The organism is Enterobacter cloacae complex sp. HYC074_NIDB, from assembly GCF_056673345.1.
Map to the genome: position 1 here is coordinate 895,390 of NZ_CP114214.1, position 17,586 is coordinate 912,975.

The following is a 17,586-nucleotide window of genomic DNA, read 5'->3' on the forward strand; positions in this document are numbered from 1 at the left end:
TACCCCCTTCCCGGGAAGGGGGTATTTTTTCACCTCGGCAACTCATTTCCTTAACCCCATTTTCAACCCTTATTAACGACCCATTTTCCGTTGATTATTTCTTAAACCCTTAATTCTTGTAGGGCCGCATATCGCTTGCTATGCCGTCAGCGTTTCGCATATTATTCTGCGGTCATAATAATAATTCTCGTTTACGTTATCATTCACCTTTTTCATCAGAGATCCATCATGGCGCTTTCCAATACTGCTCAGCCAATTAACACGTCGCTGCGTAAAATCGCAGCCGTCGTAGCCACAGCGGTTGCCGGCATGTCTGCTTACGCACAGGCCGCTGAAACCCCCAAGAAAGAAGAAACCATCACCGTGACTGCCGCACCGGCTGCACAGGAAAGTGCCTGGGGTCCTGCTGCGACTATCGCCGCGCGTCAATCCGCGACCGGAACCAAAACAGACACCCCAATTCAAAAGGTTCCACAGTCTATTTCTGTGGTTACTGCCGAAGAGATGGCACTGCATCAGCCACGTTCCGTTAAAGAAGCGTTGAGCTATACCCCGGGCGTTGCGGTAGGCACCCGTGGTGCTTCAAATACCTATGACTACCTGGTTATTCGCGGTTTCGCGGCCGATGGCCAGAGCCAGAACAACTACCTCGACGGTATGAAGATGCAGGGCAACTTCTATAACGACGCGGTGATTGACCCTTATATGCTGGAGCGTGCTGAAATCATGCGCGGCCCGGTTTCAGTTCTGTACGGAAAAAGCAGCCCTGGTGGCCTGCTGAACATGGTAAGTAAGCGTCCAACAACCGAGCCGCTAAAAGAGATCCAGTTCAAAGCTGGCACCGACAGTCTGTTCCAGACCGGCTTTGACTTCAGCGATGCCATCGACGATGACGGCGATTACTCTTACCGACTGACGGGCGTTGCGCGTTCAAATAATGCGCAGCAGCAAGATAAAGGCGAGCAGCGTTATGCCATCGCGCCATCATTCTCCTGGCGTCCGGATGATAAAACGACTTTCACCTTCCTCTCCTACTTCCAGAACGAGCCTGAAACAGGTTATTACGGCTGGCTGCCAAAAGAGGGAACGGTTGATCCGCTGCCAAACGGCGACCGACTGTCGACGGACTTCAACGAAGGTGCGAGGAACAATACCTATTCCCGTAACCAGAAAATGGTGGGGTATAGCTTCGACCACGAATTTAACGACACCTTTACCGTGCGGCAAAACCTGCGTTTTGCCGAGAACAAAACCTCGCAAAACAGCGTTTACGGCTACGGCGTATGTACCGATCCGGCAAACAGCGGCAGCAAACAGTGTGCTGCGTTAGCTCCTGCCGATAAAGGTCATTATCTGGCCCGTAAGTACGTTGTCGATAATGAAAAACTGCAGAACTTCACCGTGGATACCCAGCTGCAGAGCAAATTTGCGACCGGCCAGGTTGACCACACCCTGCTGACCGGCGTTGACTTTATGCGTATGCGCAACGATATCAACTCCTGGTTTGGCTATGACGACTCTGTACCACTGCTGGATCTCTACAATCCGGTAAACAGCGATTTTGATTTTGGCTCAAAAGATCCGGCAAACTCCGGCGCGTATCAAATCCTCAACCGCCAGAAACAGACCGGTTTGTATGTTCAGGATCAGGCGCAGTGGGATAAAGTGCTGGTGACGCTGGGCGGCCGTTACGACTGGGCCGATCAGGAGTCATACAACCGTGTATTGAATACTACCTCCAAACGTGATGATACTCAGTTTACCTGGCGTGGCGGCGTTAACTATCTGTTCGATAACGGCGTAACCCCTTACTTCAGCTACAGCGAATCCTTTGAACCGTCTTCACAGACCGATGCTCAGGGTAAACTGTTCTCTCCGTCTAAAGGCAAGCAGTACGAAGCGGGCGTGAAATACGTGCCGAACGATCGTCCGATCGTGATCACCGGTGCAGTGTATCAGTTGACCAAAACCAACAACCTGATGGCCGATCCTGCGGGCTCATTCTTCTCCGTTGAAGGCGGTGAGATCCGTGCCCGTGGTGTAGAGCTGGAAGCGAAAGCGGCGCTTTCTGCAAGCGTTAACGTTGTGGGTTCTTATACCTATACCGATGCGGAATACACCACCGACACCAACTACAAAGGCAACACGCCAGCCCAGGTACCAAAGCACATGGCCTCTGTCTGGGGTGACTACACGATGTTTGATGGCCCGCTGTCTGGCCTGACGTTGGGAACCGGCGTTCGTTATACGGGTTCCAGCAAGGGCGATCCGGCGAACTCGTTTACTGTGGGCAGCTATACCCTGGTTGATGCGTTAGTCCGATATGACCTGGCGCGCGTGGGCATGGCGGGTTCAAACGTCGCGCTTCACGTGAACAACCTGTTCGATCGTGAGTACGTTGCCAGCTGCTTCAACACCTATGGTTGCTTCTGGGGCGCTGAACGCCAGGTTGTCGCCACGGCGACCTTCCGCTTCTAATCTCTTTATGGGCACGGTTCGCCGTGCCCATTTTATTTAAGTTGGCTGATATGCAGGATAACAAAACGCAATCCGACTCCACCTTCACGCTCAATAATCTCTCCTTTCGCGTACCCGGGCGCACCTTGCTGCATCCGCTCTCTTTGACGTTTCCCGCAGGTAAAGTGACCGGTTTAATCGGGCACAATGGTTCCGGTAAATCGACGCTGCTGAAGATGCTGGGCCGTCATCAGCCACCGTCCGAGGGCGACATTTTGCTGGATGACCAGCCGCTGGCGAGCTGGAGCAGTAAGGCCTTTGCCCGCAAGGTGGCCTATCTGCCGCAGCAGTTGCCGCAGGCGGAGGGGATGACGGTGCGCGAACTGGTGGCGATTGGACGTTATCCGTGGCACGGTGCGCTCGGGCGTTTTGGCGTTGCTGACAGAGAGAAAGTGGAAGAGGCGATTGCGCTGGTCGGGTTAAAACCGCTGGCGCACCGTCTGGTGGATAGCCTGTCCGGTGGCGAACGTCAGCGCGCGTGGATCGCGATGCTGGTGGCCCAGGACAGCCGCTGCCTGCTGCTCGACGAACCTACCTCCGCGCTGGATATTGCCCACCAGGTGGACGTGCTGGCGCTGGTGCACCGTTTAAGCCAGCAGCGCGGCCTGACGGTGATTGCCGTTCTGCATGATATCAACATGGCGGCACGCTATTGCGACTATCTGGTAGCGCTGCGCGGCGGTGAAATGATCGCTCAGGGTACGCCTGCCGAACTGATGCGTAGCGAAACGCTGGAACATATCTACGGTATTCCTATGGGCATCCTGCCTCACCCGGCCGGGGCTGCACCCGTGAGCTTTGTCTACTGATGCTGGATTCAACATTCATTAGCCGCCGTCGCCTGCTGACGGCCATGGCGCTCTCACCGCTGCTGTTAAAGATGGGCCCGGCCCGCGCTGCCGCTATCGATCCGCACCGCATCGTGGCGCTGGAGTGGTTGCCCGTTGAACTGATGATGGCGCTGGGCGTGACGCCTTACGGTGTGGCCGATATTCCCAACTACACCCTGTGGGTGAATGAGCCAAAACTGCCGGACTCCGTCATCGACATCGGTCTGCGTACGGAGCCGAACCTTGAGCTTCTCACCCAGATGAAACCGTCTTATTTATTCTGGTCTGCGGGGTATGGTCCGTCGGAAGAGACCATGGCGAAGATTGCGCCCGGACGGGGCTTTTCCTTTAGCGACGGTAAAAAGCCGCTGACCATGGCAAAAAATTCCATCCACGAGATGGCGCAGTTCCTCAACCGTGAGGCTCAGGCGAAAAAACACCTCGATGAATTTGATGCGCTGATTGATTCCCTTAAGCCGCGCTTTGCCCACCGTGGCGATCGGCCTTTGCTGATGGTGACCCTGCTGGATGCCCGCCATATGCTGGTCTTTGGAAATAACTGTCTGTTCCAGGAAGTGCTCGACAGCTTTGGCATTCGCAATGCCTGGGAAGGCGAGATGACGTTCTGGGGCAGTACCGCCGTGGGGATTGACCGTCTGGCGGCGTTTCGTGATGTGGACGTGCTGTGCTTTGACCACGGCAATGAGCGCGAGATGCAAACCCTGATGGCGACCCCGCTCTGGCAGGCAATGCCGTTCGTCCGCGAGCAGCGCTTCCTGCGCGCGCCAGCGGTATGGTTCTACGGCGCGACGCTGTCGGCCATGCATTTTGCCCGCGTGCTGGACAATGCACTGGGAGGCAAGGCATGAGCACGCGTATGGCCCGTTTCCCGATGTTACTGTTAGCGCTCATTTTTCTGGCTGCCCTGGCGTTAACCGGCTTTAACCTGACCACGGCGTTGCCGCGCGATCAGTGGGCAGCCGCGTTTGCCGCACCGGATATCGATAATATTCAGCAAATGCTGTTCCACTACAGCCTGCTGCCGCGTCTGGCTATCTCCCTGCTGGTCGGGGCGGGACTGGGACTGGTGGGCGTACTGTTTCAGCAGGTGCTACGTAACCCGCTGGCGGAGCCGACCACGCTGGGCGTGGCGACGGGGGCTCAGTTGGGGATCACCATCACCACTCTCTGGACCCTGCCGGGAGCGTTAACCTCGCAGTTTGCCGCGCTGGCAGGCGCATGCGTGGTCGGTGCGCTGGTCTTTGGCGTGGCCTGGGGAAAACGTCTCTCGCCGGTCACGCTGATCCTCGCGGGGCTGGTCGTCAGCCTCTACTGTGGGGCGATCAACCAGCTGCTGGTGCTGTTTCACCACGACCAGTTGCAAAGCATGTTTATGTGGAGTACCGGCACGCTCACCCAGACCGACTGGAGTATCGTCCAGCGCCTGTGGCCGCAGCTGTTTGGCGGCGTGGTGCTGACACTGCTGCTGCTGCGTCCGCTCACGCTGATGGGCCTGGACGACGGCGTGGCGCGCAATCTCGGGCTGGCGCTGTCGCTGGCGCGTCTGGCGGCCCTGACCCTGGCGATTGTGCTCAGCGCGTTACTGGTTAACGCCGTCGGCATCATCGGCTTTATCGGCCTGTTTGCGCCGCTGCTGGCAAAAATGCTCGGCGCACGCCGTCTGCTGGCGCGCCTGATGCTGGCGCCGCTGATTGGTGCGCTGATCCTCTGGCTTTCCGATCAGCTCATTCTCTGGCTGACGCGCGTCTGGATGGAAGTTTCCACGGGCTCGGTGACGGCCCTGATCGGTGCGCCGCTGCTGCTGTGGCTCTTGCCGCGCCTGCGCAGCATTAGCGCCCCGGCAATGGATGCCGGCGATAAAGTACATGCTGAGCGTCAGTCGGTGGTGTGGTTCAGCCTTGCCGGACTGGCAGTGCTGGTTATCGCCTCGTTTGCCGCACTCTCGCTGGGACGCGACGCCACGGGCTGGCACTGGGCGACGGGGGATTTGTTGCATGAACTCATGCAGTGGCGCTGGCCGCGGATCTTCTCCGCGCTGATTGCGGGCGTCATGCTGGCGGTGGCGGGCTGTATTATCCAGCGTCTCACCGGCAACCCGATGGCAAGCCCGGAAGTATTAGGGATCAGCTCCGGGGCCGCGTTTGGCGTAGTGTTGATGTTGTTCCTCGTGCCGGGAAATGCATTCGGCTGGCTGATGCCTGCCGGGAGTATCGGTGCGGCAGTCACGCTGATGATTATCCTGATCGCCTCCGGGCGAGGTGGTTTCTCACCTCACCGCATGCTGTTGGCCGGGATGGCGCTCAGCACCGCGTTTACCATGCTGCTGATGATGTTGCAGGCGAGCGGCGATCCGCGCATGGCGCAGATCCTGACCTGGATTTCCGGTTCAACATACAACGCCACCGGCAGTCAGGTGGTGCATACCGGGATTGTGATGATCGTGCTGCTGGCGATTGTGCCGCTGTGCCGTCGCTGGATGACCATTCTGCCGCTGGGCGGGGACACCGCGCGCGCGGTTGGGCTGGCGCTAACGCCAACGCGCATCGCCCTGTTGCTGCTGGCCGCGTGCCTGACGGCGACGGCCACCATGACTATCGGCCCGCTCAGTTTTGTCGGATTAATGGCGCCGCATATCGCCCGTATGATGGGCTTCCGCAGGACTTTGCCACATATCGTGATCTCTGCGCTGACGGGCGGGGCGATCCTGGTCTTTGCTGACTGGTGCGGAAGGATGGTGCTGTTCCCGTATCAGATCCCGGCGGGCCTGCTGTCGACCTTTATCGGCGCGCCGTACTTTATATATCTGTTGAGAAAGCAGAGTCGGTAATAAAAGTAAACGGCAATCCTTAGATTGCCGTTTTAGCGTTTGCTCCCTCTCCCTGTAGGAGAGGGCTGGGGTGAGGGCATCAAGCCGCACATTTTACAGCTTCGCAAACACCTTACGCGCTGCGTCGATGGTGTTATTGATATCTTCTTCGCTGTGTGCCACGGACATAAAGCCCGCTTCAAACGCTGACGGGGCCAGATACACGCCTTCTTCCAGCATCAGGTGGAAGAAGCGTTTGAAGCGTTCCACGTCGCATTTCACCACGTCCTGATAGCAGGTCACGGTTTTCGCCTCGGTGAAGAAAATCCCGAACATCCCGCCGACGTGGTTTACCACCAGCGGAATACCCGCGTCTTCTGCGGCTTCCAGCAGACCGTTTGCCAGCTGCGTCGTCCGGTCCGTCAGGGTTTGGTGGATGCCCGGCTGCGCCACTTCGGTCAGACAGGCAAAGCCCGCCGCCATCGCAATCGGGTTACCGGAGAGCGTACCCGCCTGGTAAACCGGACCGGTTGGCGCCAGCGCGTCCATTACGTCCTTACGGCCGCCAAACGCGCCGACAGGCATGCCGCCGCCAATGATCTTGCCGAGGCAGGTCAGATCCGGCTCGACGCCGTAGTATGACTGCGCCCCCGCCAGTGCGACGCGGAAACCGGTCATCACTTCGTCGATGATCAGCAGCGCGCCGAACTCATCGCACAGTGCGCGCAGGCCCGGCAGGAAATCCGGCTGCGGTGGGATACAGTTCATGTTGCCCGCAACTGGCTCAACGATAATGCAGGCGATCTCCTGCGGATACTGCTCGAACGCCGCGCGAACGGTGTCCAGATCGTTATAGGTGCAGGTGAGGGTGTGTTTTGCGAAGTCAGCCGGCACGCCCGGAGAGTTAGGCTGACCGAGCGTCAGCGCGCCGGAACCGGCTTTTACCAGCAGGCAGTCGGCGTGGCCGTGATAACAACCTTCGAACTTGATGATCTTGTCACGACCGGTAAAACCGCGCGCCAGACGAATAGCGCTCATGGTCGCTTCGGTACCGGAGTTCACCATACGCACCATGTCCATCGTTGGCACCAGCTCGGTGACCAGCTCCGCCATTTTGACTTCCATCTCGGTTGGCGCGCCGAAGCTCAGGCCGCGCTGAGCGGCTTCAATCACCGCGTTGCGGATCGCCGGGTGGTTGTGCCCCAGTACCATCGGGCCCCAGGAGCCGACGTAATCGACATAGGCTTTACCATCCACATCATACAGATATGCGCCATCCGCACGTTCGATAAACAGCGGGGTGCCACCCACGCCGGTAAAGGCGCGCACGGGTGAGTTTACGCCGCCTGGGATAAGCTCGCGGGCTGCGCTGTAGAGGTTTTCAGACTTGCTCATGGCGTCGTTCCTGGTTCGTAGAAATAAGTTAAGGCAACTATTCTAAGTGATTCGGAAGAGGTTATAAAATTTTTGCCCCTCAGAAGGCTTAACAATTGTTAAGTATTTTTCAGGGGACGAGGGGATTGTCTCTGGTAGAATCCCTGCGGCCTTTTGTATGACGAAACAGAACAGGTAATGAACGAGAACACGCCTTCTTTTGAACAACAACAGTTTACGCGCGCGAAGCACCGGGTCAGTATCCGGCGGTTGCTCAACCGTGACAAAACCCCGTTAGCCATTCTGCTGGCAGCCGCCGTGGTCGGTACGCTGGCCGGGCTGGTGGGGGTCGCATTCGAGAAAGCGGTCAATGCGGTGCTCAACTGGCGCATAGGTACCGTCGCCAGCTTTGCCGATCGGGAATGGCTGGTCTGGGTGTGGGCCTTTGGCCTGTCGGCGCTGTTTGCCATGGTGGGCTATTTTCTGGTGCGTAAATTCGCACCTGAAGCAGGTGGCTCGGGGATCCCTGAAATTGAGGGGGCGCTGGAGGAGCTACGCCCGGTTCGCTGGTGGCGGGTACTTCCTGTGAAATTTATCGGCGGGATGGGAACGCTCGGGGCGGGCATGGTGCTCGGTCGGGAAGGGCCAACGGTACAGCTGGGCGGTAACGTCGGGCGCATGGTCGGCGATCTGTTCCGTATGCGCAGCGCCGAAGCACGGCATACGTTGCTGGCGACGGGGGCGGCGGCGGGGCTGTCTGCGGCGTTTAACGCGCCGCTGGCGGGTATCCTGTTTATCATTGAAGAGATGCGCGCCCAGTTCCGCTACAACCTGATCTCCATTAAAGCGGTGTTTACCGGCGTGATTATGTCGAGCATTGTCTTTCGCGTCTTTAATGGCGAAGGGGCGGTGATTGAAGTTGGCAAGCTGACCAATGCGCCGGTCAATACTTTGTGGCTGTATCTGGTTCTTGGGATGATTTTTGGCGTCGTTGGCCCGCTTTTTAACACCCTGATTTTACGGGCTCAGGATATGTTTCAGCGCATCCATGGCGGAAATACCACGAAATGGGTGCTGGTGGGGGGCCTGCTTGGCGGCGTGTGCGGGATACTCGGCTTTATCGAACCGAACGCGGCGGGCGGCGGTTTCGGGCTGATTCCCATTGCCGCGGCGGGGAATTTCAGCGTGGGGCTGCTGTTGTTTATGTTTATCTCGCGGGTTATCACGACCGTGCTGTGCTTCTCCTCCGGCGCGCCGGGCGGCATTTTTGCCCCGATGCTGGCGCTGGGAACGCTGCTGGGCACGGCGTTTGGCATGGCGGCAGCGGTTGGCTTCCCGGCCTATCATCTGGATGCGGGGACGTTTGCGGTGGCGGGAATGGGGGCGCTGCTGGCGGCCTCCCTGCGCGCGCCGCTTACCGGGATCGTACTGGTGCTGGAAATGACCGACAATTACCAGCTCATTTTGCCAATGATCATTACCTGTCTCGGCGCGACACTATTAGCCCAATTCCTGGGTGGAAAACCGCTATACTCCACCATTCTTGCCCGTACCCTGGCGAAACAGGAAGCTGAACAGGCCCTGAAGCAGAATACTTGAATGAATTACCAGGGTATTAGATAATGACAAAAAGAATTGGGTGATTTTTGCCCAATAGCAGTCGCAGTATTCATGGGAGCATAAGATGAGTGATAACGTAGCGTTGCCGCTGGAATTTACCGAAGCAGCAGCGAAAAAAGTGAAAACCCTGATTGCCGACGAGGACAATCCGGATCTGAAACTGCGTGTTTATATTACCGGCGGCGGCTGTAGTGGCTTCCAGTATGGTTTTACCTTTGACGACCAGGTTAACGATGGTGATATGACTATCGAGAAACAGGGCGTCGCGCTGGTGGTTGACCCGATGAGCCTGCAATATCTGGTGGGCGGTTCAGTGGACTACACTGAAGGTCTGGAAGGTTCGCGCTTTGTGGTGACTAACCCGAATGCGACCAGCACCTGCGGGTGTGGTTCTTCGTTCAGTATTTAAGCCTGGACGCAGATTGTAGGCCCGGTAAGCGAAGCGCTACCGGGCTTATAAACGACACCTATCTTGAATTTTCATCCAGCGCAAAGGTCGGCAGCTTCAGGTGCCAGCGTATCGCCGCTAAACGGATCACCAGCGTGACCACCATCCCCAGCATCGCCGCATTCTCCAGCGGGACAGCAAAGGTGTAATACGCCGTGGCGTGAACAATCCCCCCGATGATACAGGCCGTCGCGTAGATTTCCGTTCGCAGGATCATCGGGACTTCTCGCGCCAGTATGTCGCGAATAATCCCTCCGCCCACGCCGGTTAACACGCCCATACAGATCGCCACCAGCGGGCCAGTCCCGGCAATAAAGGCTTTGTTCACGCCTATTCCCACAAAGACCGCCAGACCGACGGCATCCAGCACCGGCAATATCCATTTTGGCAGTCTGCGAGGCTGACGAACCAGCACGATGGTTAACAGGCAGGTGACCATCGCCACCACCAGATCCGTGGGATCTTTTACCCAAAATACCGGGCCATTTGCCAACGCCATATCGCGGATCGTTCCGCCTCCCACCGCCGTAACGACGCCGAGTACCAGTACGCCAAAAGGATCCATGCGTAGTTTTCCGGCAAGCAAAACGCCGGAGATAGCAAAAACGGCTGTGCCAAGAATATCCAGCCAATACACGAGCATCGTTAAATCCTCGAAGGGGGTATTTATCTGTTTGAGTGACTCTCTGCCAGTTCGGCGCAGAGTTGTTTTGCGGCGAGGATAATACGCGGGCTGGCGCGTTCAAACCAGTCGCTGTTGAGTGCGATGACCGGAATTTTAAGCTGCCGATGCCAGAATTGTTCTATTTTAGGAATCTCGCTCGCATTTCCGACCACCACAATGGCCTGCGGTTGTCGCGCCAGAACCTGCTCACGACTGACCTGGGGCCAGGGGACCCGGCTTTCGGCAAAGATATTTTCACCTCCACAGGTTTCAAGCACCTGGTTCTGGATCGAACCTTTCCCGGTAGTGAACAGCGGCTGGCTGCCAAATTGCAGAAAAACGCGTTGTTTCGGTTGCGTGCCGTATCGGGCTTTTAGCGCGGCATAGTCGTTGAGCATCTGCTGTGCAGCCTGTCCGGCGCGTTGGGGGGTAGGGCTGAAGGGCGCGAGGTCACGGAGGGTTTGCGCCACCTGTTCGATGCTCACCGCGTCCACCCATTTAACCGTTATTCCCAGCGAAGAGAGCTGGTTTACCTGCCGTTCGGCATTACCGCCGCGCCAGGCGAGTACCAGATCGGGCTTTAGCGCAACGATGCGTTCCAGATTCATTCCCTGCCAGGTGGCAACCTGTTCGATTTGGGCGGCCTGCGGTGGATAATCGGAAAAGCTGCTCACCGCAACGGGCGTGATCCCGGCGGCAAAAGCCAGTTCCGTATTGGCAGGGGAGAGTGTGATCACCCGCGGCGCGGCGATGAGCCAGGCCGGAGCGAACAGAAGCAGGGCGACCAGCGCCCTGAATGACACCTTACCCACGCGCCAGTTTCTGCACCAGGGTTTCCACCATCACGGTGGACTGCTTGGCCGCAACGGCCAGGAACTCGTCGAAGCTGATGTGGGACTGCTGGTCCGCTACGTCAGAGATCGCGCGAACGACCACGAACGGCACGCTGAAGTTATGGCACACGTGCGCAATGGCCGTGGCTTCCATCTCAACGGCCACAGCCTGCGGGAAGTTATGACGGATTTTCGCCAGACCAACAGAGCCGTTGATAAAGGCATCGCCGCTGACGATCAGGCCACGCACCGCATTGAGGTTCAGCTCGTTGATGCAGCTTTCAGCGGCGGCAATCAGCTTATCATCCGCTTTAAACCCGGCCGGGCAGCCCGGAAGCTGACCATATTCGTAGCCGAATGCGGTGACGTCTGCATCGTGGTAACGCGCTTCGTCGGAAACCACGATATCGCCCACTTTCAGCGTCGGCGCCAGACCGCCCGCAGAACCTGTATTAATGATAACGTCAGGCTTGCAGCGCTCAAGCAGCAGGGTCGCGCCCAGTGCCGCTGCAACTTTACCGATGCCTGATTTCAGCAGAGCCACGTCAACACCGTTCAGCTGGCCGGTGTAGATCTCACAGCCACCGAGGGAGAGGGTCTGACGGTTCTCAATTTTGTCACGCAGCAGCGTAACTTCTTCTTCCATTGCACCAATAATGCCGATTTTCATAGATTTACTCGCGATGTGCCTTGTTAAGATGCATAGTCTATCATGCGGTTAAGGGGAAACGCATTCTCACGCGGGGGAGCACATGGCACCAATCGATTTTCGCACCAAAATTAACTGGCACCGACGTTTCCGTTCGCCACAGGGCGATAAGAGCGAACATGAGATCCTGCGCATTTTTGAAAGCGATCGCGGACGCATCATCAATTCGCCCGCCATCCGCCGGTTACAGCAAAAAACCCAGGTGTTCCCGCTGGAGCGTAACGCCGCGGTGCGTACGCGGTTAACGCACTCCATGGAAGTGCAGCAGGTGGGGCGCTACATTGCGAAAGAGATCCTCAGCCGCCTTAAAGAGCAACGTCTGCTGGAAACCTACGGACTGGATGAACTCACCGGCCCGTTCGAAAGCATCGTTGAGATGGCCTGCCTGATGCACGATATCGGCAATCCTCCCTTTGGTCATTTCGGCGAGGCCGCCATCAATGACTGGTTTAAACAGCGGCTTTTTCCCTCTGATGCCATAAGCCAGCCGCTCAGCGATGACCGCTGTGTGGTACGCGATTTACGCCTGAGTGAAGGTGAAGATAGCCTGAACGATCTGCGCCGTAAGGTGCGCCAGGATCTGTGTCATTTCGAAGGTAACGCGCAGGGGATCCGTTTGGTGCACTCCCTGATGCGGATGAATCTGACCTGGGCCCAGGTGGGCTGTATTCTTAAATACACGCGTCCCGCGTGGTGGACCGGAGAAACGCCCGCCACGCATAGCTACCTGATGAAAAAACCGGGCTATTACTTATCGGAAGAAGCATATATCGCGCGGTTGCGTAAAGAACTGTCTCTGACCCCCAATGGCCGTTTTCCATTGACATGGATTATGGAAGCGGCTGATGACATTTCTTATTGCGTGGCCGATCTGGAAGACGCGGTGGAAAAAAGAATATTCAGCGTCGAGGAGCTGTATCAGCATCTTCATGATGCCTGGGGAGAGCATGAAAAAGGTTCTCTGTTTGCGCAGGTCGTCGAGAATGCCTGGGATAAATCGCGTTCAAATTCGCTGAGCCGCAGTACCGAAGATCAGTTCTTTATGTATTTGCGAGTAAACACGCTGAATAAACTGGTGCCGTATGCAGCCGCCCGTTTCATTGATAATTTGCCGATGATATTTAGCGGGGAATTTAATCACGCCCTGCTGGAAGATGAGAGCAGTTTTAGCCAGCTTCTTGAATTATATAAAAACGTGGCTGTCCGCCATGTTTTCAGCCACCCGGATGTCGAGCAGCTGGAGCTGCAAGGATACCGGGTTATCAGCGGGTTGCTGGAGATTTATGGCCCGCTGCTCCAGCTGACGGTCGATGAGTTTTGCGAGCTGGTCGAAAATGAACGTGTTCGCCGCCTGCCGATTGAATCTCGTCTCTATCAGAAGCTTTCAACCCGTCACCGGCTGGCATACATTGAGGCCGTCAGTAAAATAGATCGTCATTCTTCCCAATGGCCAGTCATGGAATATTATTATCGCTGTCGTCTTATCCAGGACTATATCAGCGGGATGACAGATTTGTATGCCTGGGATGAATACCGCAAGCTTATGGCCGTTGAATAAGCCATGAGTTTTGTAAAGACGACCAATAAATTTTTACTTTTTCCATAAACTTAATCCCGGAACTAAGCGGTATAAAACGAATCTGAGTTACACAGCAATTTTGCGTTATCTGGTAAATCGAGATTGAGAAACATGAAAAAAACCACATTAGCAATGAGTGCACTGGCTCTGAGTTTAGGTTTAGCGCTGTCCCCTCTGGCGACGGCGGCCGAGACAGCTTCCTCGGCAGCGACTGCGCAGCAGATGCCAAGCCTGGCCCCGATGCTCGAAAAAGTGATGCCATCGGTGGTGAGTATTAACGTTGAGGGCAGCACAACCGTCAATACGCCGCGTATGCCGCGTAATTTCCAGCAGTTCTTCGGCGACAATTCGCCGTTCTGCCAGGACGGTTCGCCATTCCAGAGCTCCCCGTTCTGTCAGGGCGGCGGTGCAGGGGATGACGGCATGGGCGGCGGCCAGCAGCAGAAATTCATGGCACTCGGCTCGGGCGTGATTATTGATGCAGCCAAAGGCTACGTGGTGACCAATAACCACGTGGTAGATAATGCTAACACCATTAAGGTGCAGATGAGCGATGGCCGTAAATTCGATGCCAAAGTGGTCGGTAAAGACCCGCGTTCCGATATCGCGCTGATTCAAATCCAGGATCCGAAGAACCTGACGGCGATTAAGCTTGCCGACTCTGACGCGCTGCGCGTGGGTGACTACACCGTCGCCATCGGTAACCCGTTTGGTCTGGGCGAAACCGTGACCTCGGGTATCGTCTCGGCGCTGGGACGTAGCGGCCTGAATGCCGAAAACTATGAAAACTTCATCCAGACGGATGCAGCGATCAACCGCGGTAACTCCGGCGGTGCGCTGGTTAACCTGAATGGTGAACTGATCGGTATCAACACCGCTATCCTGGCACCGGACGGTGGCAACATCGGTATCGGCTTTGCTATCCCGAGCAACATGGTGAAAAACCTGACTGCGCAGATGGTGCAATATGGACAGGTGAAACGCGGTGAGCTGGGTATCATGGGTACCGAGCTGAACTCCGAGCTGGCGAAAGCAATGAAAGTAGACGCTCAGCGCGGCGCATTCGTAAGCCAGGTCATGCCGAACTCCTCGGCGGCGAAAGCTGGCATTAAAGCGGGTGACGTGATCACTTCGCTGAACGGTAAACCGATCAGCAGCTTTGCCGCCCTGCGTGCGGAAGTGGGTTCTATGCCAATCGGCAGTAAAGTGACCCTCGGCCTGCTGCGTGAAGGTAAGCCGGTTAACGTGAGCCTGGAACTGCAACAGAGCAGTCAGAATCAGGTGGATTCCAGCACCATCTTCAGCGGTATTGAAGGTGCTGAGATGAGCAACAAAGGGGCAGATAAAGGCGTGGTGGTGAACAACGTGAAAGCAAACTCACCTGCTGCCCGTATCGGCCTGAAAAAAGGTGATGTGATCATGGGCGCTAACCAACAGCCGGTGAAAAACATCGCTGAACTGCGCAAAATTCTCGACAGCAAGCCGTCCGTGCTGGCACTGAATATTCAGCGTGGTGATACTTCTATTTATCTCCTGATGCAGTAATCATCTTAAGCCCCTGTTCGCAGGGGCTTTCTCGTTTCTGTGACCTTTCCCACAACTCCATACATCTCTCTCTGCCTTTGGGCATCTGCACAATGCAGCCTTAGCTGAACTTCCCTATGCTTGAGCTCTGCTCACGGGAGGGTTTTATGGCTGGCTGGCATCTTGATACCAAAATGGCGCAGGATATCGTGGCGCGAACCATGCGCATCATTGATACCAATATCAACGTAATGGATGCCCGTGGGCGCATTATCGGCAGCGGCGATCGTGAGCGTATTGGGGAATTGCACGAAGGGGCGTTGCTGGTGCTCTCTCAGGGGCGCGTGGTCGACATCGATGACGCCGTGGCGAAACATCTGCACGGGGTTCGTCAGGGGATCAACCTGCCGCTGCGTCTGGAAGGAGAGATTGTTGGCGTTATCGGTCTGACCGGCGATCCTGAATCGCTGCGTAAATACGGTGAGCTGGTCTGCATGACGGCGGAGATGATGCTGGAGCAGTCGCGTCTGATGCACCTGCTCGCCCAGGACAGCCGCCTGCGCGAAGAGCTGGTGATGAATTTGATTCAGGCGGAGGAGCATACGCCTGCCCTGAGCGAGTGGGCGCAGCGTCTGGGTATCGACCTGAATCAGCCGCGCGTGGTTGCCGTTATTGAGGTGGATAGCGGCCAGCTTGGCGTGGACAGCGCCATGGTGGAGCTACAGCAGCTGCAAAACATGCTGGCGACGCCGGAGCGTAACAACCTGGTGGCAATCGTCTCTTTAACGGAAATGGTGGTGCTCAAGCCTGCGCTTAATCAGTTTGGCCGCTGGGACGCGGAAGATCATCGTCGCCGCGTTGAGCTGCTCATCGAGCGCATGAAGGAGAACGGACAGCTCCGTTTTCGCGTCGCGCTGGGAAATTACTTTACCGGGCCGGGGAGTATCGCCCGTTCATGGCGAACGGCGCGCACCACCATGATGGTGGGTAAACAGCGCATGCCGGAGAGCCGCAGTTATTTCTATCAGGATCTGATGCTGCCGGTCCTGCTCGACAGCCTGCGCGGTGGCTGGCAGGCCAACGAGCTGGCGCGCCCGCTGGTGCGTCTGAAAGCGATGGACAACAACGGGCTGCTGCGCCGCACGTTGCAGGCGTGGTTCCGGCATAACGTGCAGCCGCTGGCAACGTCAAAAGCGCTGTTTATTCACCGTAATACGCTGGAGTATCGGCTTAACCGGATCTCGGAACTGACGGGGCTGGATTTAGGGAATTTTGACGACCGGCTACTGCTGTATGTGGCGTTGCAGCTGGATGAGCAGAGATAAGGTTGTGTGCGGTTTTCACCCTCTCCCTGTGGGCTGAGGGTTCCCCAGAAAAATGAAAAGCACGATGAAGTGTGATCTACTGGTTGCGCTAACAAATCAGAAGAGACCTCATCGTGCCTTTACAGACAGTCTGCCAGAAATTTTTCTCCGCGTCTTTACCGGACATTCACAGCTTTCGGGTTAATGTCCTTGTTTCCATGGCTGTTGCCCTCACCCACGGCGCCAGACTGACCCTGACCAGCCTGGGACGAACCCTGCCCGGCAGGGCGCACGTCAAAAATAAAATTAAACGGGTTGACCGTGCCCTGGGCAATACCGCTCTCCAGCGTGATATTCCCCGTATTCAGCACCACCTCACACATGCCATCACCTCCGTGATGCCCTTCTGTGTTATCGCTGTCGACTGGACAGGCTGGCATGACAGGAACTGGCATCTTCTGCGGGCAAGCCTGCTCTGTAATGGTCGTTCACTTCCTCTTATGAGTGAGGTGGTTCCCGCAGAGCTGGCGCAGAACAGCGATGTACAGTGTCGCTTCCTTGACCGCCTCCATGATGCCATCCCGAAAGATAAAGCCGTCACCGTCATTACGGATGCCGGCTTCAGAACAGACTGGTTCCGGCATGTCAGCCAGCTGGGCTGGAGCTTTACCGGCAGGGTCAGGGGCTGCATCAGCTTCCGGCTGGACGGAGAAAAAAAGTGGATGAAAATCAGCGAGCTTGAGGCCTCCGGGCAACCGGTCTGCGTGGGGCACGGTGTCCTGTCCCGTAAACCACGTACGCCCTGTTACGGACGGTTTTATCTGCACAGGCGCCCGGAAGCAGGGCGTCATGGAAAGGGCGGAATGCCAAAAACACAGCGGGAACACCGCAGCAGCGCACGGGAGCCGTGGCTGCTGTTCAGTAATGCAGAAGGTCTGGAGCCACACCAGATAATGGCGCTGTACAGCCGCAGAATGCAGATAGAACAAAACTTCCGGGACGACAAGAGTCCGCGCTTCGGGTTCGGTCTGAGGCTGAGCCGGAGCCAGGGAAAAGGACGACTGGAAGTACTGAATATGGTGGCGGCGATGGCAAGTCTGGTGATGTGGCTGGCAGGCTACAGGGCCGAAAGACAGTGCTTACACAGGCACTATCAGGCAAGCAGCGTCAGGCATAAACGGGTTCTGTCCTACCTGAGTCTGGCAGAAGAAGTGATCCGGCATGAGCCTGATAAAGTAAGGCGACTGAATATAGGTAACGAGATGAAAAAGCTGGGAAAAGAGTACAGTAATATGGTCATGGTGGCATGACCATATTACTGGGGATCCCTCAGCCCTGTGGGAGAGGGCCGGGGTGA

Annotated in this window: 14 protein-coding genes; 10 read left to right on the plus strand and 4 right to left on the minus strand. The window is 56.7% G+C overall.

Annotated elements, in window-relative coordinates:
* Positions 1-228: 228 nt before the first annotated feature.
* From fhuA to fhuB, 4 genes are read left to right on the plus strand one after another with little or no spacing between them, the layout of a single operon-like run.
* A complete protein-coding gene (gene fhuA, locus O1724_RS04290) occupies positions 229-2,478 on the plus strand; it encodes a ferrichrome porin FhuA (protein ID WP_063944548.1) in 2,250 nt (749 codons plus the stop codon).
* Positions 2,479-2,528: 50 nt separating this feature from the next.
* The gene (gene fhuC, locus O1724_RS04295) at positions 2,529-3,326 is read left to right on the plus strand and encodes a Fe3+-hydroxamate ABC transporter ATP-binding protein FhuC (RefSeq protein WP_003856242.1); all 798 of its coding nucleotides are present in this window, start codon (positions 2,529-2,531) and stop codon (positions 3,324-3,326) included.
* On the plus strand, positions 3,326-4,216 hold the full coding sequence (gene fhuD, locus O1724_RS04300) for a Fe(3+)-hydroxamate ABC transporter substrate-binding protein FhuD (RefSeq protein WP_003856240.1): 891 nt from the start codon (positions 3,326-3,328) through the stop codon (positions 4,214-4,216). The genes fhuC and fhuD overlap by 1 nt, the downstream gene beginning before the upstream one ends.
* A complete protein-coding gene (gene fhuB / locus O1724_RS04305) occupies positions 4,213-6,195 on the plus strand; it encodes a Fe(3+)-hydroxamate ABC transporter permease FhuB (protein ID WP_059356701.1) in 1,983 nt (660 codons plus the stop codon). Before fhuD ends, fhuB begins: the two co-directional genes overlap by 4 nt.
* A gap of 93 nt (positions 6,196-6,288) precedes the next feature.
* Here the strand turns inward: fhuB and hemL are convergent, their stop codons facing one another.
* On the minus strand, positions 6,289-7,569 hold the full coding sequence (hemL, locus tag O1724_RS04310) for a glutamate-1-semialdehyde 2,1-aminomutase (RefSeq protein WP_003856235.1): 1,281 nt from the start codon (positions 7,567-7,569) through the stop codon (positions 6,289-6,291).
* A gap of 177 nt (positions 7,570-7,746) precedes the next feature.
* Here hemL and clcA point away from each other — a divergent pair, with 177 nt between their 5' ends.
* Positions 7,747-9,147: a H(+)/Cl(-) exchange transporter ClcA gene (gene clcA / locus O1724_RS04315; protein ID WP_045346803.1), complete on the plus strand. Its 1,401-nt coding sequence runs from the start codon at positions 7,747-7,749 to the stop codon at positions 9,145-9,147.
* 85 nt (positions 9,148-9,232) lie between these two features.
* Complete coding sequence (erpA, locus tag O1724_RS04320) at positions 9,233-9,577, plus strand: iron-sulfur cluster insertion protein ErpA (RefSeq protein ID WP_063855427.1); 345 nt, start codon at positions 9,233-9,235, stop codon at positions 9,575-9,577.
* A 58-nt stretch (positions 9,578-9,635) separates the two neighbouring features.
* Here the strand turns inward: erpA and O1724_RS04325 are convergent, their stop codons facing one another.
* The 3 genes from O1724_RS04325 to mtnN are packed head-to-tail and all read right to left on the minus strand — an operon-like array spanning position 9,636 to position 11,783.
* Complete coding sequence (locus O1724_RS04325) at positions 9,636-10,259, minus strand: TRIC cation channel family protein (protein ID WP_003856227.1); 624 nt, start codon at positions 10,257-10,259, stop codon at positions 9,636-9,638.
* Positions 10,260-10,282: 23 nt separating this feature from the next.
* Complete coding sequence (gene btuF, locus O1724_RS04330; RefSeq protein ID WP_032608538.1) at positions 10,283-11,092, minus strand: vitamin B12 ABC transporter substrate-binding protein BtuF; 810 nt, start codon at positions 11,090-11,092, stop codon at positions 10,283-10,285.
* Entirely contained in the window at positions 11,085-11,783 is a 699-nt protein-coding gene (gene mtnN / locus O1724_RS04335) for a 5'-methylthioadenosine/S-adenosylhomocysteine nucleosidase (protein ID WP_003856223.1), read from the minus strand. The genes btuF and mtnN overlap by 8 nt, the downstream gene beginning before the upstream one ends.
* 82 nt (positions 11,784-11,865) lie before the next feature.
* Here mtnN and dgt point away from each other — a divergent pair, with 82 nt between their 5' ends.
* The 4 genes from dgt (at position 11,866) to O1724_RS04355 (ending at position 17,539) form a co-directional block, all read left to right on the plus strand.
* A complete protein-coding gene (dgt, locus tag O1724_RS04340; protein WP_126297010.1) occupies positions 11,866-13,380 on the plus strand; it encodes a dGTPase in 1,515 nt (504 codons plus the stop codon).
* Between the two features lie 132 nt (positions 13,381-13,512).
* On the plus strand, positions 13,513-14,946 hold the full coding sequence (gene degP / locus O1724_RS04345) for a serine endoprotease DegP (protein ID WP_003856219.1): 1,434 nt from the start codon (positions 13,513-13,515) through the stop codon (positions 14,944-14,946).
* Between the two features lie 146 nt (positions 14,947-15,092).
* Complete coding sequence (locus tag O1724_RS04350) at positions 15,093-16,250, plus strand: CdaR family transcriptional regulator (protein WP_003856217.1); 1,158 nt, start codon at positions 15,093-15,095, stop codon at positions 16,248-16,250.
* 197 nt (positions 16,251-16,447) lie between these two features.
* On the plus strand, positions 16,448-17,539 hold the full coding sequence (locus O1724_RS04355; protein WP_227661289.1) for an IS4 family transposase: 1,092 nt from the start codon (positions 16,448-16,450) through the stop codon (positions 17,537-17,539).
* The last annotated feature ends 47 nt before the right edge of the window (positions 17,540-17,586 follow it).

Coding starts and splice junctions, on each gene's coding strand:
- fhuA (WP_063944548.1), top strand. CDS start 229: ATGGCGCTTTCCAATACTGCTCAGCCAATTAACACGTCGCTGCGTAAA.
- fhuC (WP_003856242.1), top strand. CDS start 2,529: ATGCAGGATAACAAAACGCAATCCGACTCCACCTTCACGCTCAATAAT.
- fhuD (WP_003856240.1), top strand. CDS start 3,326: ATGCTGGATTCAACATTCATTAGCCGCCGTCGCCTGCTGACGGCCATG.
- fhuB (WP_059356701.1), top strand. CDS start 4,213: ATGAGCACGCGTATGGCCCGTTTCCCGATGTTACTGTTAGCGCTCATT.
- hemL (WP_003856235.1), bottom strand. CDS start 7,569: ATGAGCAAGTCTGAAAACCTCTACAGCGCAGCCCGCGAGCTTATCCCA.
- clcA (WP_045346803.1), top strand. CDS start 7,747: ATGAACGAGAACACGCCTTCTTTTGAACAACAACAGTTTACGCGCGCG.
- erpA (WP_063855427.1), top strand. CDS start 9,233: ATGAGTGATAACGTAGCGTTGCCGCTGGAATTTACCGAAGCAGCAGCG.
- O1724_RS04325 (WP_003856227.1), bottom strand. CDS start 10,259: ATGCTCGTGTATTGGCTGGATATTCTTGGCACAGCCGTTTTTGCTATC.
- mtnN (WP_003856223.1), bottom strand. CDS start 11,783: ATGAAAATCGGCATTATTGGTGCAATGGAAGAAGAAGTTACGCTGCTG.
- dgt (WP_126297010.1), top strand. CDS start 11,866: ATGGCACCAATCGATTTTCGCACCAAAATTAACTGGCACCGACGTTTC.
- degP (WP_003856219.1), top strand. CDS start 13,513: ATGAAAAAAACCACATTAGCAATGAGTGCACTGGCTCTGAGTTTAGGT.
- O1724_RS04350 (WP_003856217.1), top strand. CDS start 15,093: ATGGCTGGCTGGCATCTTGATACCAAAATGGCGCAGGATATCGTGGCG.
- O1724_RS04355 (WP_227661289.1), top strand. CDS start 16,448: ATGGCTGTTGCCCTCACCCACGGCGCCAGACTGACCCTGACCAGCCTG.